A 20,002-nucleotide genomic window follows, 5' to 3' on the forward strand; every position below is an offset into this window, starting at 1 on the left:
TCGATGAGCAGGCGGAATATGGCGGCGTGCACACCGGCAACGAATAACGAAAGGTCGTCGGACTTGCATCTGAAGAGCCTGACGCTGAAGGGCTTCAAGTCCTTCGCGTCCGCGACGACGCTGCGCCTGGAACCCGGCATCACGTGTGTGGTCGGTCCGAACGGATCCGGCAAGTCCAACGTGGTCGACGCGCTCACCTGGGTGATGGGTGAGCAGGGGGCCAAGGCGCTGCGCGGCGGCAAGATGCAGGACGTGATCTTCGCGGGCACCGCGGGCCGGGCCCCGCTGGGGCGCGCCGAGGTGACCCTCACCATCGACAACTCCGACGGCGCGCTGCCGATCGACTACGCCGAGGTGTCCATCACCCGGCGCATGTTCCGGGACGGCGCGGGCGAATACGAGATCAACGGCAGCACCTGCCGGCTGATGGACGTGCAGGAACTGCTCAGTGACTCCGGCATCGGCCGCGAGATGCACGTCATCGTCGGACAGGGCCAGCTCTCGGCGATTCTGGAATCGCGCCCGGAGGATCGGCGCGCGTTCATCGAAGAGGCCGCGGGCGTGCTCAAGCACCGCAAGCGGAAAGAAAAGGCGGTCCGCAAGCTCGAGGCGATGCAGGCCAACCTGGCCCGGCTCACCGACCTCACCACCGAGTTGCGCCGTCAGCTCAAACCGCTCGGCCGGCAGGCCGAGGTGGCGCGCCGCGCGCAGACCGTGCAGGCCGACCTGCGCGACGCCCGGATGCGCCTGGCCGCGGACGATCTGGTGACCCGCCGCGGCGAGCTGGAGAGCCAGCAGAGCAAGGAAGCCTACGCCCGCGAGCAGCACATCACCGTGCAGAGCGAACTCGACGCCGCCAATGCCGCGCTCGCCCAGCAGGAATTCCAGCTGTCCCGGCTGACGCCGAGCGCCGAAGCCGCCGCGCAGATCTGGTTCCAGTTGTCGGCGCTGGCCGAGCGGGTCAACGCGACCATCCGGATCGCGCAGGATCGGGCCCGCCATCTCGACACCGAAGCGCCGGTCGGCACGGGACGCGATCCCGAACAGTTGGAAGCCGAAGCCGAACGGGTGGAAGCCGAGGAAGCCGAACTGCGCGAGGCCGTCGAGATCGCGACCGAGACGCTCGAGGCGGCCCGGGACGCACTGGCCGAACGCGAACACTCCGCCAAAGCCGCCGAGCAGGCGCATCTCGCCGCCGTGCGCGCGATCGCGGACCGGCGCGAAGGCGTGGCGCGGCTCGCGGGCAAGGTCGACACGTTGCGGACCAGGGCGCAGTCGGTGGACGCCGAGATCTCCCGGCTCACCACCGCGATCGCCGACGCCCGGCAGCGCGGCGAGGCCGCGCAGGCCGAATTCGACACGGTGCAGGCCGAACTCACCGAGTTGGACGCCGGCGAGGCCGGCCTGGACGCCCAGCACGAGCACGCGGTGCAGGCGCTCGCCCTGGCCGACCAGCGGGTGACCGAACTGCGCGAACAGGATCGCGAGGCGAGCAAGCGGGTCGCGTCGCTCTCGGCGCGGATCGAGGCGCTCGGCATGAATCTGGCCCGTCGCGACGGCGCGGCCTGGCTGGTCGAGCACCGGTCCCAGGGGCTGCTCGGTCCGCTGTCCGGTCTGCTGCGGGTGCACGGCGGTTTCGAAGCCGCGGTCGCCACCGCGCTCGGCCCGCTCGCCGACGCGGTCGCCGCCGACACCGGGGAATCCGCGCACGCCGCCATCCGCGCGCTGAAGGAAGCCGACGGCGGCCGTGCCGCACTGGTATTCGGCGCCGACGGCGGCCATCGCCCGCATCCCGGACCGCTGCCTGGCGCGGCCCGCTGGCTGTCCGACGTGGTCGAGTGCCCGGACAGCGTGCGTGCGGCGATCATGGCGCTCACCGCCGGTATCGCCGTCGCCGACGATCTGGCCGCGGCCCGTGCGGTGCTCGCGGCCCGCCCGGACGTGCGGGTGGTCACCCGCGACGGCGACCTCACCGGAACCGGCTGGCTGCTCGGCGGCTCCGATCGCGCGCCCAGCCAACTGGAGATCCAGGCCGATATCGACACCGCCAAAGCCGATCTGGTCGCGGCGCAACGCCGGGCCGAGGAACTGGAAGCCGCCCTGTCCGGCGCGCTGGCCGAACAGGCCGACCGCAAGGACGCCGTCGATCAGGCGCTGCTCGCGTTGCACGAATCCGATCAGTCCCTGGTCGCCATCTATGACCGGCTCGGCCGGCTCGGGCACGCGGCCCGCACCGCCCAGGCCGACAACGACCGGCTGCTCGCCCAGCGCGCGGAAACCGAAGCGAGCCGGGAGGAATCGCTCACCTCGCTCGCCGAACTCGAAGACCGGCTGCGCAACGCCGAACTGGAACAGACCGAGATCGACTCCGACGGCACCGCGGCGGGCACCGAGACAGCGGGCCGGGAACGCGAAGAAGCCGCCGCCGCGCTGGCCGAGGCCAGGTCGATGGAGGTCGAGGCGCGCCTGGCGGTACGCACCGCCGAGGAACGCGCGGAATCGGTACGCGGCAAGGCGGATTCGCTGCGCCGCGCCGCCCGCGCCGAACGGGAGACGCGGGCCAGGGCCGAACGGGCCCAGGCCTCGCGCAAGAAAGCCGCCGAAGTCGCCGCCGCGGTCGCCGAATCCGGGGCCAAGGTCGCCGCCGAACTGGAAAAGGTGGTGGCGGAGGCGGGTGCGCGCCGCGACGATCTGGTCCGCCGCCGCGGCGAAGCCGCCGCCCAGGTCGAGCAGGTCAAGGAGCGGGTGCGCGCGCTGTCCACCCAGCTCGCCCAGCTCACCGACGCCGTGCACCGCGACGAAGTCGCGAAAGCCCAAGCGGCCCTGCGCATCGAGCAGCTCGAGGCGACGATCTCCGAACAGTTCGGTATCGCGCTCAGCGATTTGATCGCCGAGTACGGTCCTGACGTGCCGTTGCCGCCGACCGACCTGGAATGGCAGGAGTACGAGCAGGCCAAGGAACGCGGCGAACAGGTCACCGCGCCCGCCCCGATGCCCTACGAGCGCCAGACCCAGGAGCGGCGCGCCAAACGCGCCGAGAAGGACCTCACCACGCTCGGCAAGGTGAATCCCCTTGCGCTGGAAGAGTTCGCCGCGCTCGAGGAGCGCTACAACTTCCTCGCGACCCAGCTCGAGGACGTGAAGAGCGCGCGCAAGGACCTGCTCGACGTGGTCGCCGAGGTGGACGCGCGCATCCTGCAGGTGTTCACCGAGGCATGGGAGGACGTGGAACGCGAATTCGTCGGGGTGTTCGCGAAACTGTTCCCCGGCGGTGAGGGCAGGCTGCTACTCACCGACCCGTCCGACATGCTCACCACCGGTATCGAGGTGGAGGCGCGCCCGCCCGGCAAGAAGGTGAAGCGGCTCTCGCTGCTGTCCGGTGGCGAGAAGTCCCTCACCGCCGTCGCCCTGCTGGTCGCCATCTTCCGTGCCCGCCCCTCACCGTTCTATGTGATGGACGAGGTCGAGGCCGCCCTGGACGACACCAACCTGCGCCGCCTCATCGGCCTCTTCGAGCAGCTCCGCGAGAAGAGCCAGCTCATCGTCATCACCCACCAGAAACCCACCATGGAAATCGCCGACGCCCTCTATGGCGTCAGCATGCGCGGCGACGGCATCACGCAGGTGATCTCCCAACGCCTCCGCGGCGAAAACCTCACGCCCGCGGGCGCGGCGTAAACCGACAGAGTCGGTGATCGACAGTTGCTCGGGGCGTAGTTAAGCTGCCATGCATGGCCGAAGGTGGGGGAGCACCGCGCACCCAGAATTTCGCCGTGGCTCCAGCAGCCGGGAGCCGCCTGTATGAGCCTGTGGGGAGCTACGGTCCGGGCTGGACTCAGCCGGCATCGGCGTGGACTGGGTGCTGAGCGACGGTTGGCCCGGTAGCCGCGCAGGCATACGACACCGCGCACACCGAATGGGTGAAGCGATGCCCGCAGTCGCTACACCCACGCGATAGATCTGAACTACTAGATGGTGGTCCGGGGGTGAGGCAGTGGGCGACGACCTGAAGTTGGATTGGCAGGTCTACTACGATGCCGCCGCGAAATGCCATGAGATCGCGACCAATCTACGTGCTGCGGACAAGCCACTGCACGATGCCGTCAAGAACGACTGTGCGGGCATGGCTGGGGACGCCAACGGCTGCAAACAGTGGGGACCCAATACGACCAGCTAGCTCAGCAGACCATGCAAACCTGCACCAACCTTGCCGACGCGCTTACCAATTACGGTTACGTCCTCTCCGCGATGGGCTACAACTACGCAGTCGCGAACAACAGCAATCCGTTGCCGCAGCGTCCGGTCGTCGCTCCGCTACCGGAGTACAAGGTCACCATCGCGTCGTCGGTCGGTGACAACGGTCCCGGCGTGCACGAAAAAGACGGCGCCGGCATAAAGGAGTTCTACGACAAGCTGGTCGACAAGATCGGGGAGGAGTTCGGCAAACTTCCCAACGGTGACGTCGACAAGTTGAGCAAGGCATCCACCGCATGGCGCACGTTCGCCGAGCACGCCACGATCACCGGTTCGGCAGGGCAACTCGCGGGTGTCATCGGTTTGTTCGATGGTGTCGCGGACAAGAAGAACCTGGAGCTGGTCCTCGAGAACCTGACCACACTTCGAGACAGCGCCGGCCAGGTCGCTCTTGCCGCACAGAACTTGGCAACGCCGGTGGCTGAATTCCACACCGGCACCGTGGATGCTCGCAAGACGTTCGAGTCCGAGATCAATACTCTCGTCATCGGTGCTGGAATCGCCGTCGCGCTGGGAGTTGTCGCAGCCGCCTTCAGCTTTGGGGGCAGTTTGGCAGTCAGCGGCGGCGCCGTTGTCGGGCTCGTCGCCAACACCATCAACGCCATCCGCACGGCCTATACCGCCAGCAGACTGTATCGAATCGTCGGTCTCACCGCTGCGACCGCAACGGCTGCCGTCGTTCTGACTCATTTCGACAAAGTGCCCAGTGAAGCACTCCTGGACCTGAGCGCAAAACTCACCGCGATTATCGGTATGCGTGTGCTCATCGACGGTGCAGACGGGGTGCAGCCCGGTTCATCGAACGCCTCCAACACGCCCGGAACGACTGAGTACCAGAAGCGCGTCGAAGAACTTGCGCAAGACCCGGCGAAAAACGGGAAGGTGAACCCCCAGTCGAAACGGGAGGCAGAGGTGGGTTTGGGTTTGGAGAACTCCGGCGCGGTCGAAGGACCGATCACCCGAGCTCCGTTGGGAGCCAACGGAGAGGACCAAGGCGAGTTCATCGATGCCTCAGGCAAACGGTGGGACGTGAAAAGCTCACCGGATGTCATTCCGGACTACAGACCGGCCCAGGTTGCGGGCAATCCGATACCCAATCCGCAAACTGATCAGGAATTCACCGAAATGATCGAGGATTCGATCGCAGACGGTGAGGGTGTCATGATCGATCAGAGCGGGATGACGCCCGCCCGGATAGCACGCCTGAAGCAACTGGTCGAGAGTCACCCCGAGTGGCAAGGAAAGGTGCTTTGGTAGAGATGACCACGGCTGATGGTCCCAGTTCGAGCAGTGTCGCCAGGTGGCCTTCGGATTCGGCGGCACATCGAGCATTGGCCGAGTATCTGCAGGTGCTGCCAGCCGATCCTGCTGCTGAGCGGACGGCGGCTACGGTTCTCAACGGGTGGGGAGCGGATTTCTCGGGTGCGGATCTGTCGGGGCTGGACCTGCTCGGTGCGGAGTTGGGCGGCGCGAACATGAGTCGGGTGGTGCTCATCGACGCCGACCTATACACCGCTTCGCTCGGCGAGACTCGACTGGACGGCGCCGACCTCAGCGGTGCGGATCTGCGCAAGGTCCAGGGTCGCGGTTGTAAAGCGCAGTACGCCAACCTTTCCGGCGCCAATCTACAGCGAGCGGATTTCGCTCAGTCGAACTTTCGCGGCGCGGTTCTTCGAGGCACACAGCTCCAACGAGTTACATTCTCAGGGGCGGACCTTCGAGAGGCGGACCTTCGAGGTAGTGTTTTCGAGCGGACCAGACTGTCACGTGCGCGCATGGGGGGCTGCCGGGTCGCCGGGGCATCCGGACAGGTCATCGGGCCTGTCGACGTCGGCGTCGACACGTCGAAGCTGCTGGACGGCCCAGAGTTACGCGAGTGGTTCAGCGCCCACGGCGCGCCGTCGGTCGAGGTTCGCCCATCCGCTTAGCTCCAAGGCAGGATTTCGATGCTGATGTATCAGCCCCTGCGGTGTCGAGGTGTGCTCGGCATTTCCGCGGCCCGCCTGGTGAAATCCCGCGGAGACGTCGCCTGCGCGGGATTTCGCGGCTCGGGCCTAGGCGGTGGGGAGTCGGTCGTTGTCGAGCAGGGATTTGATTTGCGCGGCACCGGTTTCGGCGAGCCAGGTGGCGAAGGTGCGCAGGGTGGGGTGGATGGCGCGGACGGTATCGATATCGGCGCGCCAGCCGCCGGTTTCGCGCATCAGCCGCCAGGTGTAGGCGATCGATGCGCCGAGGGAGGCGGCGTAGGCCTCGTCCAGTTCCTGATAGCGGATGGGATGGCCGGTGGCGGCGGCGATCGCGGCGGCGGCGTCCGGCGGAGTGAGGGCGTCACCGGCCAGCTCCAGAGTCCGGCCGTGGAAACGGTCGGGGTCGGCGAAGGCCAGGGCGGCGACCTCGGCGACATCGGCCACCGCGATGACCTTCATCGGGCGGTCGGCGGGGAACATGTGCCGGTGTACGCCGTCGACGATGCCGTCGAGCGGCAGACCGCGCAGCAGGTAGTTCTCCATGAACCGGACCGGGCGCAGCAGGGTGTAGCGCGCCCCGCTGGCCGCGACGGCGTTTTCGATGCGCTGTTTGCCGCTCGCGCCCCACGAGGTGTCCTCGTTGAACGAGGCGATACCGGTGAACACGATCTGTGCCACCCCGGCCCGGCGGGCCGCGTCGACGAGCGCTTCGCCGCGTCGCGCTTCCCGCTCGACATCCCAGCCGTCCGGGTCGTAGGCGGCGGGCGGCACCGCGAAAAGGGCTGTGGCACCGGCCAGTGCGGCGGGCAGGGTGGCGGGGTCGTCGAAATCGCCGACCGCGAGTTCGGCGCCCGCGGCGGCGAGCGCTCGCGCGGCCGGCGCGTGCGGGTCGCGCACCAGCGCGCGCACCGCACGACCGTCCGCAAGCAGTTTGCGGGCGGTCGCGCCGCCCTGCTTGCCGGTGGCGCCGGTGACCAGGATGAGGTGCTGCGAAGAAGACATGTTCGCCTTGTCTGTCGATAGAATCGGGTCGGATAACCCGTATTTCGAGACGGTACGGGTGGCCTGGCCCGCTTGACCAGGTCGGAGAACGGAAGGCCGTAACGAATTGACCGCCCCACCTACCGCCCGCAGCGACGCCACCCGCAACCGCGCCGCGGTGCTGTCCGCCGCGCAACGCGCGTTCGCCGAGCAGGGGCCGACGGTGTCGCTGGCGGAGGTGGCCCGGCGCGCCGGGGTCGGCGCGGGCACCGTCTACCGGCACTTTCCAACGAAAGTCGATCTGCTGGAAGCGGTTATGCAGCAGCGCGTGGACCGGCTCGCCCAACTGGCCACCGACCGTCTGGGCGCGCGAGATCCCGGTGCCGCCTTCTTCGATTTCTGCACGCAGGTGGTCGTTTCGACGCCGGGCAATCAAGCGCTGTGCGATCTGGTGCAGTCCGATGACGGTTGGCCGCGCGCCCTGTTGATGAGTGCGGGCGCACGATTCCATCAGGCGCTGGGCGCGCTGCTGACGGCCGCGCAGCGTCAGGGCGCGGTCCGCCCGGATCTCGAGGTCTCGGATGTACTGGCGATCTTCACCGGTTGCGTTGCCATCCAACGACTTCAACCGGCCGACGGTGCACTGGGCCGGACGGCCGCGTTGGTCATCGATGCGATGCGTGCCCCGGGCGTAACGAATCGTCCCGCCGCGGCGGGCGAAACTCGTAACGAAACGGCGGATAGTAACGAAACGCGGTGCCTGGTTTGCGCCAGTGCCGTCCGGCACTCGGGCACCGGCCGTCGTCCGCGATATTGCTCACCCGCCTGTCGGCAGAAAGCGCATCGTCGCCGCGCGGCGACGAAGCGAACACGTGGCGCATAAGCGACACGTGTCGAGGCCCGGTCACGGTCGAACGGGACGGGTCAGGCCCGACGGCAGCCGGATCCGGCCCGGGCTGCCGTGCGCGGCATGCGGATTACAGCAGGTCGCTGACGTCGTCGGGCACGTCGACGGCATATTTGCGCAGGATGTCCATCGAGATCACTTCCAGGGCGTTCTCGTGCGTGGCGGCCAGCACCACGGGTGCGGCGACACCGTCCTCGTGCGCGTGTAACCACCGCACGGCCACCACACACCACCGGTCGCCCGGCTGTAATCCCGGGAAGTTGTTCTCCGGCCGCGGCGTACTCAGATCGTTGCCGATGGACGCCTGATGCTCCAGGAATTCGGCCGTGACGACGGTGCACACGGTGTGGCTACCGAGATCCTCCGGCCCGGTGCTGCAGCAGCCGTCCCGGTAGAAGCCGGTGAGAGGATCGGCGCCGCACTCTTCCAGCGGCCCCCCAAGCACGTTTCGATCGGTCACGTCGCCGATCCTATTGGCACGTCGCGAGAAGTTCCGCAGGACAAGAAATCTCGGGGGTTGTGTGTCGGCACCGGGGCGGCGTGGTAAAGCGGGCCGGTTCGTTCTGCAAGGATGGGGCGCGTGAGTTCCGAAGCCTGGATCATTGTCGCCGTTGCCGCTGCTCTGCTGCTGGTGGTGCTTGTTGTCGGTTTTGTCCGGTACAAGCGCTCTCGGGTGTCATTGACACAGCCCGCGGAGCAGCAGCTGACCGACCGGTCCGGCGGTTACGCCGCCTCGGGCGGATTCAGTTTCAGTCAAGGCGGCACGGCGACCGCACCCGAACCGCAGCTGGTCGAGCGGACCGATACGGACGGGCAGCCGCACGTCGGCGACGACGCGGCCATTCCCCGGGACGCACCCAAGCGCGGCATCACCAATGTGCAACTGCCCGAGGGCGATGTCGCCGCGGCGCCCGCGGGCGAAACCGCTGCGCCCGAGGCCGAGTCGACCGAAGTCGCCGCGCATGCACCGGCCACCACCGACGCACCGACGACCGCGTCCACCGACGCACCGACCACCGCGTCCACCGACGCACCGACGACCGCGTCCGCCGACGCACCGACCACCGCGTCCACCGACGCACCGACGACCGCGTCCGCCGACGCACCGACCACCGCGTCCACCGACGCACCGGCCGCGCCCGCCGACGCAGCGTCCCCCGCGACCGAGCCGACCACCTTCCCCGACACCGCCGCTGGCGCCGAGGCCCCCGCCCCGCTCGAGGAGATCGAACCCACCGCGGGCCGGCTGGTCCGCCTGCGCGGCCGCCTGTCCCGTTCGCAGAACGCGGTCGGCAAGAGCCTGCTCGGCCTGCTCGGCGGCGGCGACCTGGACCACGACTCGTGGGAAGAGGTCGAGGACACCCTGGTGCTCGCCGACCTGGGCACCGCGAGCACCGCCGCGGTGGTGGCCCGCCTGCGCGAGGAGATGGCCTCGCGCAGTGTGCGGACCACCGACGCGGCCCGTGCCGTGCTGCGGGACGTGCTGATCGAGGCGTTGCGCCCCGAACTGGACCGCTCGATCCGGGCGCTGCCGCACGCCGATCACCCGTCGATCCTGCTGGTCGTCGGCGTCAACGGCACCGGAAAGACCACCACCACCGGCAAACTCGCGCGCGTGCTCGTCGCGGACGGCCGCCGCGTGCTGCTCGGCGCGGCCGACACCTTCCGGGCCGCCGCCGCCGACCAGTTGCAGACCTGGGGCGAGCGGGTCGGCGCGGAAACCGTGCGCGGCAAGGAGGCCGCCGATCCGGCCGCGGTCGCCTTCGACGCGGTGAGCGCGGGCATCGATCGCGGCGTCGACGTGGTGCTCATCGATACCGCGGGTCGCCTGCACACGAAGACCGGTCTGATGGACGAGCTGGGCAAGGTCAAGCGCGTCGTAGAGAAGAAGGCCGCCGTCGACGAGGTGCTGCTGGTGCTCGACGCCACGGTCGGCCAGAACGGCCTGATGCAGGCGCGTGTGTTCGCCGACGTGGTCGATATCAGCGGCGTGGTGCTCACCAAGCTGGACGGGACCGCCAAGGGCGGCATCGTCTTCCAGGTGCAGCACGAGCTGGGCGTGCCGGTGAAGCTGGTCGGTCTCGGTGAGGGGGCCGACGATCTGGCGCCGTTCGAGCCGGGCGCCTTCGTGGACGCGCTGCTCGGCTGAGCCGCGCGCGGGCCGGAAAACCGCCTCACGCGACAGCATCGTCTCGGCAAACTGAGCCCTTGACCGAATTGTCCGGCTCGTCCCGACAACTCGACGTGCGATCGCGGCTGACACGGCAGTGTTTGCGACGAAACACGCCGAAAACCGAATGTTTGCTACTTCTAGCGGGCCGGTAACCGGAGCCGCGCCGACGCCGGCCCGCACCTCACCGGCGCCCGGAAACTCCCGGTGTAAACCCCGAAACGTGGCCGCAACACAACTGGCTCATCCGTTCACGCAGGTGAAACACCGCAGCTCTGTAGATGAAACACCGAGTGACCACCCTTCTGGTCAGGTCCATTTGCCGGAGTCGGCAGGGCCCGAGATGAGGAGGACATTAAGGTGGCATTTCCCCTTACCGGTGCACCGGACACCGGTGACACCGCATGGATGCTGGCGAGCTCAGCGCTCGTGTTGTTGATGACGCCCGGTCTGGCGTTCTTCTACGGCGGCATGGTCCGCTCGAAGAACGTGCTGAACATGATCATGATGAGCGTCAGCGCCATGGGCCTCGTCGGCGTGCTCTGGTCGCTGTACGGTTTCTCGACCGCCTTCGGTGACAACACCTTCGGCCTGATCGGCGACCCGGCGCAGTTCTTCGGCCTGAAGGGTCTGCTCGGCGGCAACGCGGTGGCCGAGGTGAAGGACGCCACCGGCGCCGTCACCACCGCCGCCTCCGGCATTCCGCTCGCGGGCACCATTCCGATGAGCGTGTTCGTCGCGTTTCAGCTGATGTTCGCCATCATCACGGTTGCCCTCATCTCGGGTGCGGTCGCCGACCGCATGAAGTTCGGTGCCTGGCTGCTCTTCGCGGGCATCTGGGTCACCGTCGTCTACTTCCCGGTCGCGCACTGGGTCTTCGACTTCGACGCCAAGGACGCCGACGGCAATGTCGTGCACGAGGGCGGCTGGATCGCCAACAAACTGCTCGCGGTCGACTTCGCCGGTGGTACCGCGGTGCACATCAACGCCGGTGCGGCCGCGCTCGCCCTGGTGCTGGTGCTCGGCAAGCGCAAGGGCTGGCCGACCACCGCGTTCCGCCCGCACAACCTGCCCTTCGTCATGCTCGGCGCCGGCCTGCTGTGGTTCGGCTGGTTCGGGTTCAACGCCGGTTCCGCGCTGACCTCCGGTGGTCTCGCGGGCACCACCTTCGTGACCACCGCGGTGGCGACGGCCGCGGCCATGCTGGCCTGGCTGCTGGTGGAGAAGCTGCGCGACGGGCACGCCACCTCGCTGGGCGCGGCCTCGGGCATCGTGGCGGGTCTGGTCGCGATCACCCCGTCCTGTTCGTCGGTGAACGTGCTCGGCGCGCTCGCGGTCGGTGTGGTCGCGGGTGCGCTGTGCGCGCTCGCGGTCGGCCTGAAGTTCAAGTTCGGGTTCGACGACTCGCTCGACGTGGTGGGCGTGCACCTGGTCGGCGGCATCGTCGGCACCCTGATGGTCGGTTTCGTCGCCGCGCCCGAGATGGGTGCCGCGAAGACCGGCCTGTTCTACGGCGGCGGCATCGATCAGCTGTGGCGTCAGGCGGTGGGTGCCGGTGTGGTACTTGCCTTCTCCTTCGTCGCCAGCCTGATCATTGCCTATATCGTGAAGTTCACCATTGGGCTGCGCGCGAGCGAAGAAGCGGAATCGGTGGGCTTGGACGAGTCCGAGCACGCCGAATCCGCGTACGACTTCGCCGCCGTGGGCAGCACGGCACGTTCGGCCGTCAAGGAGGCATGACGAACATGAAACTGATCACCGCAATCGTCAAACCGTTCACCCTCGAGGACGTCAAGACCGGTCTCGAGCAGGCGGGTGTGCTCGGCATGACAGTCAGCGAAGTGCAGGGATATGGCCGCCAGAAGGGGCACACCGAGGTCTATCGAGGTGCCGAGTACTCCGTGGATTTCGTGCCGAAGGTCCGGGTCGAGGTGGTCGTCGACGACGCGTCCGTGGACAAGGTCGTCGAGGTGATCGTCGAGGCCTCGCGCACCGGCAAGATCGGCGACGGCAAGGTCTGGGTGACGCCGGTGGAGACGATCATTCGCGTCCGTACCGGCGAACGCGGTACCGACGCGCTGTAGATCTCGAATATCTGAGCTGAGCGGCGGCCCCGCTCCCACCGGAGCTCCGGTCGGGGCGGGGCCGCGACTGTTAGGGATGGGCGGTGGGTTGTGGCAGGTCAGCACGAGCACGACGGCAAGGTGTCCAACGGGGCGGCGGATCTGGTTCGCGCGCGCGGCCAACTGCTCGACGGCGGGGTGCCGCGCAATCCCCGGCTCGACGCCGAGTCCCTGCGACAGGCCCTGGTCGACCTGTTCGAGCTGTGGCTCACCAGTAAGGGCGCCGAACTCGGCATCACCCGCGACAGCGGACTGGCCGTGGTCGCGGTCGGTGGTCTCGGCCGTGCGGAGATGCTGCCGTACTCCGATCTCGACCTGGTGCTGCTGCACGACGACGTCGACCCCGCCCGGGTCGCCGAGGTCGCCGATCAGCTCTGGTATCCGCTGTGGGACGCCCACATCAAGCTCGATCACAGCGTGCGGACCGTCCCGCAGGCGCTGCGGGTCGCCTCGGACGATCTCATCGCCGCGCTCGGCATGCTGGAGGCCCGGCATATCGTCGGCGACCAAGAGCTGAGCAACTTGCTGATCGGCGGGGTGCGCCGGGAATGGCGCAACGGAATCCGTTCCCGGTTCGACGAATTGATCGCCCAGGCGCAGGCCCGGTGGGAGCGCAGCGGCGAGATCGCGCACCGCGCCGAACCGGATCTGAAGAACGGTCGCGGCGGCCTGCGCGATATCCAGCTGCTCGACGCGCTCGCCGTCGCCCAGCTGACCGATGCCATGCCCGGCCTCGGTCCCGACGTGCCGGGCGGTGGCTTGAAACACGCGCATCGGCGACTGCTCGACGTGCGGACCGAACTGCATCGGGTGGCGGGCCGGGCCCGCGACCAGTTGCGGGCCCAGGACGCCGACGAGATCGGCGCGGCGTTGCGCATCGGCGACCGGTTCGATCTCGCGCGCACGCTCAGCGATTCCGCGCGCACGGTCAGCTATTCCGTCGACGTCGGATTGCGTACCGCGGCAAACGCTTTGCCCCGGCGCGGGCTCGCTCGGCTGCGTCGGATGCCGGTGCGCCGGCCACTCGATGAGGGGGTGGTCGAGCACGGCGGCGAGGTGGTGCTGGCCAGAGACGCACGGCCACAACGCGATCCGGGCCTGATCCTGCGGGTGGCCGCGGCCTCGGCGCAGACCGGCCTGCCGATGTCGGCCACCACGCTCAACCGGCTCTCCGAGGACGCGCCCGAACTGCGCGAGCCGTGGCCCAAGGACGCGCTGAACGATCTGCTCGTGCTGCTCGGCGCGGGCCGCGGCGTCATCGACGCGATCGAGGCGCTGGACCGAACGGGCTTGTGGGGCAGGCTGCTTCCCGAATGGGGCGCCGTGCGTGACCTGCCGCCGCGCGATGCCCTGCACACCTGGACCGTGGACCGGCATCTGATGGAGACGGTGGCCTACGCGAGCGGGATGAGCACCCGGGTGGCCCGGCCGGATCTGCTGGCGCTCGGCGCGCTGCTGCACGATATCGGCAAGGGCCGCACGGGCGATCACAGCGTGGTCGGCGCGGAACTGGCCACCCATATCGGCCGCCGGCTCGGGCTGTGGCCGTCGGACGTGCGCACGCTCAGCGCGATGGTCCGCCACCATCTGCTGCTCCCGGACACCGCCACCCGGCGTGACCTGGCCGACCCCGCCACCGTGCAGCACGTCGTCGACACCCTCGACGGCGACCCGGAACTGCTGGAACTGCTGCACACCCTCGCCGAAGCGGACTCGCTGGCCACCGGACCCGGCGTGTGGGGCGACTGGAAGGCCTCGCTCATCGGCGACCTCGTGCGCCGGTGTCGGCTGGTGCTGGCGGGCGCCGAACTGCCGCAACCGGAACCGATCGCACCGGAACTCATCGCGAAGGCCAAAGCGGGCGGCGTGCACGTCGAGCTGAAGCCGGGGGAGAGCAAGTACACCTACGTGGTGACGGTGATCGCGCCGGACGGCGCCGGACTGCTGTCCGACGCCGCCGGGGTGCTCGCGCTGCACTCGTTGCGGGTGCTCTCGGCCGCACTCGGCAGCGAGGGCGAGTCCGCCATCGACACCTTCGTGGTGTCGCCCAAGTTCGGTGATCCGCCGGATGCCGGACTGTTGCGCCAGGAGCTCATCCGGGCCATCGGCGGCGATCTCGATGTCGCGGCGGTGCTCGCCAAACGGGAACGGGAGGCGGGCGGCGTCAAACCGAGTGAGTACGCGCAGGCGCAGCCGCGGATGCTGTGGTCGGGCACCTCGGCGCCCGGTCAGGTGCTGCTCGAGTTGCGGGCCGAGGACCGGATCGGGGTGCTCAGCAGGCTGGCCGCCGCGCTGGAGAACTGCGCCGCCGACGTGCGCTGGGCCAAGGTGGTGACCATGGGTTCGGCGGTGGTCGACACCTTCTGCCTCGACCTCGGCACCGCGGACGGCCCGGCCCGCCGGACCGAGATCGAGCAGGCGATCCTGGCGGTCGTGCCGCGTCCCGCGCCGAAGAAGCCGGAGGCGGGTATGCCCGGTCCGGGGATCGTCGGGACCTGACACGCCACGAAGTAACCAATCTGTTGCACACGATTTGCTGTAACCCATATGTCGGCGCCGCCGGTCGTCTTAGGATCAGAGCATCCGGCTATCGCTGCATGAGGGGAGCACGTCGTTGGCAATTGAAGTTGTTTCGGCGTCGATGATGACGAGCGACGAGACCACGCATATGGCGCGGTGCGTCGGCGGGGACCGCTGGGTTGTTTCCTGGCTTCCCGGTCGCACATTGACCGGACAACAGGCCGTGACCGCGATGACCATCGCCTCGACGGTGGCCAGCTCACGGATCCCCACCACGACGGAATGGGCCATCCTCGACGACCTGGCCCTCGAGCTGGGACTGACCGCGCGCGAGGCGGTCTACATGGTCGCCAAGGAGAACCACGACTACCGCAAGACCGCCAAACCGCGTCGCCGTTCGCTCGACTGATCGACCCGTTCCGACCTCGAAGGACGCACCGCCTGCGCGGGTGGGTCGGCTATCCCATTACCCTGGGAGGCAATTGACGTCCCCCGAGATCAGGAGCGCGATCGGTGTTCGAATCCCTGTCCGACCGGCTTACCGGTGCCCTCAAGGATCTGCGCGGTAAGGGGCGTCTGTCACCGGCCGACATCGACGCCACCTGTCGCGAGATCCGGCTGGCGCTGCTCGAAGCCGACGTCGCGTTGCCGGTGGTGCGCGGCTTCATTGCCCGAATCAAGGAGCGCGCCAAGGGCGCCGAGGTCTCCGCCGCGCTGAATCCGGCGCAGCAGGTCGTCAAGATCGTCAACGAGGAACTCGTCACGATCCTCGGCGGCGAGACCAGGCGGCTCACCCTGGCGAAGAATCCGCCGACCGTGGTCATGCTGGCCGGTCTGCAGGGCGCCGGTAAGACCACGCTCGCCGGCAAGCTCGCGAAATGGCTGAAGGGCCAAGGGCATCAGCCCCTGCTGGTGGCCTGTGACCTGCAGCGGCCCGGTGCCGTCACGCAGCTGCAGGTGGTCGGTGAGCGCGCGGGCGTGCCCGTCTTCGCGCCGCATCCCGGCACCTCCACCGGCGGCGGCGAGAACGCCCTGGGCGTCACGGCCGCCGACCCGATCGAGGTGGCCCGCGGCGGTATCGCCGAGGCCAAGTCCAAGCAGTACGACGTGGTCATCGTCGACACCGCCGGTCGCCTCGGCATCGACGAGGAACTGATGCGCCAGGCCGCGGGCATCCGCGACGCCGTGCAGCCCGACGAGACCCTGTTCGTGCTCGACGCCATGATCGGTCAGGACGCGGTCAACACCGCCGAGGCGTTCCGCGACGGCGTCGGCTTCACCGGCGTCGTGCTGACCAAGCTCGACGGTGACGCCCGCGGTGGTGCGGCGCTCTCGGTGCGCAACGTGACCGGCGCGCCGATCATGTTCGCCTCCACCGGTGAGAAGCTCGAGGACTTCGACGTCTTCCACCCGGACCGGATGGCCAGTCGCATCCTCGGCATGGGCGACGTGCTCAGCCTGATCGAGCAGGCCGAGCAGATCTACGACGCGCAGCAGGCCGAGGAGGCCGCGCGCAAGATCGGCAGCGGCGAGCTCACGCTGGAGGACTTCCTCGAGCAGATGCTCGCGATCCGCAAGATGGGCCCGATCGGCAACCTGCTCGGCATGCTGCCCGGCGCGGGCCAGATGAAGGACGCCCTCGCCGCCGTCGACGACAAGCAGCTCGACCGGGTGCAGGCGATCATCCGCGGCATGACCCCCGCCGAACGGGACAACCCGAAGATCATCAACGCCTCCCGCAGGCTGCGCATCGCCAACGGCTCGGGCGTCCAGGTGTCCGACGTCAACCAGCTCGTCGACCGCTTCTTCGAGGCCAAGAAGATGATGGCCGCCATGGGCCGCCAGATGGGCATGCCCGGTGCCCGCCGCGGCAACAACAAGAAGGGCAAGAAGGGCAAGAAGGGCGGTCGCGGACCGACCCCGCCCAAGGCACGCGGCGGTTTCCCGGGGATGCCCGCGGGGATGCCGGGCATGCCCGCCGGGATGCCCGACCTGTCCAACATGCCGCCCGGCCTGGACCAGCTCCCGCCCGGCCTGGAGGGTTTCGACATCTCGAAGCTGAAGTTCCCGAAGAACTGACCGTCGCCGCGCACGTTTCCGCACGCCGCGCACGAATTCGTGCGCGGCGCGCTATTGCGCGCGCGTCGGCCGAGGCGCGGACCGCACTCGCACGCAGTAGGTTGGGGACAAAGGAGGTCTCTGTGCATCTGCGTGGCGTGCTTCTCCCCGGTGACGAGGTCCGCGATCTGTGGGTTCGGGACGGAACCGTGTCGTTCGAACCCGTGCCCGGAGCCGAAACACTGTGCCGCACAGGGTGGATCGTGCCGGGTCTGGTGGACGCGCACTGCCACGTCGGGATCCGCTACGGCGGTGGTGACGAGGACCGGGCGGGGGCGATCGCGCAGGCCGAGACCGAACGGGACGCGGGCGCGCTGCTGCTGCGGGACGCCGGCTCACCGATCGACACGCGGTTCATCGACGACCATCCGGAACTACCGAAGATCATCCGCGCCGGCCGCCATATCGCGCGCCCGCGCCGCTACATCCGGGAACTCGGCATCGAGCTGGACGACGAGCGCGACCTGCCGGAGATCGTGGCCGAGCAGGCGCGCTTCGGCGACGGCTGGGTGAAGATCGTCGGCGACTGGATCGACCGCGCGGTGGGAGATCTGCGTCCGCTGTGGAGCGACGCGATCCTGAAGGAGGCGATCGACGCGGCCCACGCCAACGGCGCCAGGGTCACCGCGCACGTGTTCGGCGAGGACGCGCTGCCCGGCCTGATCGGCGCGGGCATCGATTGCCTGGAGCACGGCACCGGCCTCACCGACGACACCATCGAGCTGATGGTGGCGCACGGCACCGCGCTGGTGCCGACCCTGGTGAATATCGACACCTTTCCCGATATCGCCGACAGCGCGGGCAAATTCCCCGTCTACGCCGCGCACATGCGTGACCTGCACCGCCGCGTGCGCACCACCGTCGCCAACGCGCACGACGCGGGCGTGCCGATCTTCGCGGGCACCGACGCGGGCGGTTCGATCCGGCACGGCCGCATCGCGGACGAGATCGCCGCGCTCGGCGGCGCGGGTCTGTCGCCGCACGATGCACTGGGCGCGGCCTCGTGGGACGCTCGCACGTGGCTCGGCCGTCCCGGCATCGAGCACGGCGCTCCTGCGGACTTCGTTGTCTACCAGGAGGATCCCCGCGCTCGCCCCGAGACCCTCATCGCGCCCTACGCGGTGATCCTGCGCGGCCGCGTGTACGCCCAGCGGGACCCGGTCACGGGTCACCGCTGACAAGATCAGGGGGAACTGGTGGCGGCGGCCTCTCGCGAAACGCCGCCACGGGTTCCCCCTGATCTCGAGCGTGCTCGAATCAGGTGCGCCAGTGGCGGATTTCGCGCGCCCAGGCTTGGAGTCCCGCCGCGAAACCCGCGCGTTGCTCCGGCGTGAGGGTGGCCATCGCGGCGAGTAGCGGTTCGGCGCGGCGGGCGACGAAGGTCTCCATGTGTTCGCGCCACTGCGGCAGCAGCGCGACCAGGGTCCGGCGGCGGTTGGCCGGATCGGGTTGTCTGCTCACCCATCCCGCGCGGTCGAGGTCGCCGACGAGTTCGCTGACCGTGGACAGGGCCAGGCCCATCCGTCCGGCCAGCTCGCTGACGCTGAGCGCAGCCTCGGGTACCAGTTGTACGCAGACCGCGCCGTGCCGAGCGGTCAGACCGTGGGCTGCGAACGAATCCTGATGCGCGACAGGCATGTCGGACCGTGCCTTGTCGAAGAAGTTGGCAATCAGCGGTACGTAACCGATCACCTCGGTGATCTCCGCGCGGTTCGGCAGCCGGGGTGCGCTGGGCTTGTCGGGCATGGGTACAGCATATATATTCGGATAAACGAACTATTCGTATATCCAAACCATTGGGGGTTGGGGTGTCCAGCTATCAGGATGCGGTCATCGATGCGCTCGAGCGCCTCGACGACCTCGGCTACGAACGCAATCTCGGGGGTGGCGATCTCGCCAATCACGGGCCGATGGGTGCCGAGGCGCTCGCGGTGCTCGGGCACGGCGACGCGGTGCCGGCTTGGGTCGCGACCTACCGCAAGGCGGCGCCGCACCACGAACCGCCCGTGCCGTACCAGCGGATCGACGGCACCGACGAGGCGGATTGGCGGGCCGCGCTGGGCGATATCGGCCGCGCGGGTGATTTCGAAGAACTCTTCCTGCGTGAGATCGCCGAGGAAGGCTGGCAGGCGGTGCTGGTGCGCTGGTGGCCGCGGTTGCTCCCGGGCCCGATGACCGGACTGACGCACGGACTGATCCGAACCGCGCACGCGGTGCGCGGCCTGTCCGCCGCGCCACCGACTCCGGTGCAGCTGCGCGAACTGTCCCGTGGGCTGGGTTATTGGGCCGCCCGGTTCGTCGACGCCGGGTGGGCGGGCAGGTTGACCGGCCGGCTGCCGGTGCCCGCCGCGCTGGCCGCGGTGCCGCGCCTGCCCGAACGGCCGCGCAGTCCGCAGGAGGGGTTGGCGCGGATGCGGAATCCGCAGGCGATGCCGGGCTACACCGACGCGCTCACCGCGCTCGCCGCCGACCACACCGACCGGCTGATCTCGGAGATGACCGCGACCTACGCCGGGGTGTGCGTCGCGCACTCCGGTGCCGGGTTCCCGATCCCGCTGTTGCACGGCGTCACCGCGCCCGCCGCGGCCCGGCTCGTGCTGCCGCAGTTGCCGCAGGAGCTGCACGGGCCGACCGTGGCCGCGCTGTGGCAGGCCCAGGTGACGCTGCTGATGATGGTCACCAACGGCCGCGACGGTGAGGACGGCGCACTGGACCGTGCGCAACGGGCCGAGGTGCCGGCCTGGGACGAACTGGTCGGCCGGGCCGTCGACCACGGTGACGAGCACGTCATCAAGTTCACCGAGGCCTGCCTGCGCGAGCACGCCCTGCGCCCGGACGCGCGCTATGCGTGGGCGGTCGATATCGCGCAGCGCCAGATCGAACGTCCCGACGCCGAAGGCGGTTCCGCGGTCGCGGTGCGTTTCGCCCGTCCGGCCGGCTGAGCGCCCCGCGCGTAGGACCG

The 20,002-nt window shown here is 69.0% G+C and carries 16 protein-coding genes; 13 read left to right on the plus strand and 3 right to left on the minus strand.

All coding sequences use genetic code 11. The features are described from left to right. Positions 1-63 precede the first annotated feature (63 nt). From smc to TY25_RS04125, 4 genes are all read left to right on the plus strand, one after another. Positions 64-3,678 carry a chromosome segregation protein SMC gene (gene smc, locus TY25_RS04115; RefSeq protein ID WP_042254162.1) on the plus strand — a complete coding sequence of 1,205 codons (3,615 nt, stop codon included), beginning with the start codon at positions 64-66 and terminating at the stop codon, positions 3,676-3,678. A 316-nt stretch (positions 3,679-3,994) separates the two neighbouring features. After that, complete coding sequence (locus tag TY25_RS40320) at positions 3,995-4,177, plus strand: hypothetical protein (protein WP_052382779.1); 183 nt, start codon at positions 3,995-3,997, stop codon at positions 4,175-4,177. Beyond that, positions 4,153-5,511 carry a hypothetical protein gene (locus TY25_RS04120; RefSeq protein WP_146154175.1) on the plus strand — a complete coding sequence of 453 codons (1,359 nt, stop codon included), beginning with the start codon at positions 4,153-4,155 and terminating at the stop codon, positions 5,509-5,511. The genes TY25_RS40320 and TY25_RS04120 overlap by 25 nt, the downstream gene beginning before the upstream one ends. 2 nt (positions 5,512-5,513) lie before the next feature. Further along, complete coding sequence (locus TY25_RS04125) at positions 5,514-6,182, plus strand: pentapeptide repeat-containing protein (protein WP_081868653.1); 669 nt, start codon at positions 5,514-5,516, stop codon at positions 6,180-6,182. 126 nt (positions 6,183-6,308) lie between these two features. Here the strand turns inward: TY25_RS04125 and TY25_RS04130 are convergent, their stop codons facing one another. After that, positions 6,309-7,223 (minus strand): NmrA family NAD(P)-binding protein, encoded by a 915-nt coding sequence (locus TY25_RS04130; protein ID WP_081868654.1) that lies wholly within the window; start codon positions 7,221-7,223, stop codon positions 6,309-6,311. A gap of 157 nt (positions 7,224-7,380) precedes the next feature. On the opposite strand from TY25_RS04130, the gene TY25_RS04135 reads away from it, so the two are divergent. After that, complete coding sequence (locus TY25_RS04135; protein WP_226887224.1) at positions 7,381-8,085, plus strand: TetR/AcrR family transcriptional regulator; 705 nt, start codon at positions 7,381-7,383, stop codon at positions 8,083-8,085. Positions 8,086-8,179: 94 nt separating this feature from the next. Here the strand turns inward: TY25_RS04135 and TY25_RS04140 are convergent, their stop codons facing one another. Then, positions 8,180-8,569, minus strand: coding sequence for a DUF2237 family protein (locus tag TY25_RS04140; RefSeq protein ID WP_014987060.1), 390 nt, complete (start codon positions 8,567-8,569; stop codon positions 8,180-8,182). Between the two features lie 111 nt (positions 8,570-8,680). On the opposite strand from TY25_RS04140, the gene ftsY reads away from it, so the two are divergent. From ftsY to TY25_RS04175, 7 genes are all read left to right on the plus strand, one after another. After that, the gene (gene ftsY / locus TY25_RS04145) at positions 8,681-10,258 is read left to right on the plus strand and encodes a signal recognition particle-docking protein FtsY (protein ID WP_063602697.1); all 1,578 of its coding nucleotides are present in this window, start codon (positions 8,681-8,683) and stop codon (positions 10,256-10,258) included. Between the two features lie 381 nt (positions 10,259-10,639). Then, complete coding sequence (locus TY25_RS04150) at positions 10,640-12,019, plus strand: ammonium transporter (RefSeq protein ID WP_014987058.1); 1,380 nt, start codon at positions 10,640-10,642, stop codon at positions 12,017-12,019. Positions 12,020-12,024: 5 nt separating this feature from the next. After that, complete coding sequence (locus TY25_RS04155) at positions 12,025-12,363, plus strand: P-II family nitrogen regulator (RefSeq protein ID WP_014352094.1); 339 nt, start codon at positions 12,025-12,027, stop codon at positions 12,361-12,363. 90 nt (positions 12,364-12,453) lie between these two features. Then, positions 12,454-14,901: a [protein-PII] uridylyltransferase gene (locus TY25_RS04160; RefSeq protein WP_042254168.1), complete on the plus strand. Its 2,448-nt coding sequence runs from the start codon at positions 12,454-12,456 to the stop codon at positions 14,899-14,901. A 115-nt stretch (positions 14,902-15,016) separates the two neighbouring features. Then, on the plus strand, positions 15,017-15,331 hold the full coding sequence (locus TY25_RS04165) for a hypothetical protein (protein WP_106387032.1): 315 nt from the start codon (positions 15,017-15,019) through the stop codon (positions 15,329-15,331). A 104-nt stretch (positions 15,332-15,435) separates the two neighbouring features. Then, positions 15,436-17,001 carry a signal recognition particle protein gene (gene ffh, locus TY25_RS04170; protein ID WP_042254169.1) on the plus strand — a complete coding sequence of 522 codons (1,566 nt, stop codon included), beginning with the start codon at positions 15,436-15,438 and terminating at the stop codon, positions 16,999-17,001. 122 nt (positions 17,002-17,123) lie between these two features. After that, on the plus strand, positions 17,124-18,218 hold the full coding sequence (locus TY25_RS04175; protein WP_042254170.1) for an amidohydrolase family protein: 1,095 nt from the start codon (positions 17,124-17,126) through the stop codon (positions 18,216-18,218). Between the two features lie 79 nt (positions 18,219-18,297). On the opposite strand, the gene TY25_RS04180 is transcribed toward TY25_RS04175, so the two are convergent. Further along, positions 18,298-18,786, minus strand: a complete 489-nt coding sequence (locus TY25_RS04180) for a MarR family winged helix-turn-helix transcriptional regulator (protein ID WP_042254171.1) — start codon at positions 18,784-18,786, stop codon at positions 18,298-18,300. Positions 18,787-18,848: 62 nt separating this feature from the next. On the opposite strand from TY25_RS04180, the gene TY25_RS04185 reads away from it, so the two are divergent. Beyond that, entirely contained in the window at positions 18,849-19,982 is a 1,134-nt protein-coding gene (locus TY25_RS04185; protein WP_042254172.1) for a questin oxidase family protein, read from the plus strand. Positions 19,983-20,002: the final 20 nt, after the last annotated feature.

It is taken from the genome of Nocardia brasiliensis NBRC 14402 (assembly GCF_000308475.2).
Lineage (GTDB): Bacteria > Actinomycetota > Actinomycetes > Mycobacteriales > Mycobacteriaceae > Nocardia > Nocardia brasiliensis.

What these genes read in the sequence shown, in the direction of transcription:
- TY25_RS04130 (WP_081868654.1), bottom strand. Translation starts at nt 7,223, where the DNA reads ATGTCTTCTTCGCAGCACCTCATCCTGGTCACCGGCGCCACCGGCAAG.
- TY25_RS04125 (WP_081868653.1), top strand. Translation starts at nt 5,514, where the DNA reads ATGACCACGGCTGATGGTCCCAGTTCGAGCAGTGTCGCCAGGTGGCCT.
- TY25_RS04180 (WP_042254171.1), bottom strand. Translation starts at nt 18,786, where the DNA reads ATGCCCGACAAGCCCAGCGCACCCCGGCTGCCGAACCGCGCGGAGATC.
- ftsY (WP_063602697.1), top strand. Translation starts at nt 8,681, where the DNA reads ATGGGGCGCGTGAGTTCCGAAGCCTGGATCATTGTCGCCGTTGCCGCT.
- TY25_RS04155 (WP_014352094.1), top strand. Translation starts at nt 12,025, where the DNA reads ATGAAACTGATCACCGCAATCGTCAAACCGTTCACCCTCGAGGACGTC.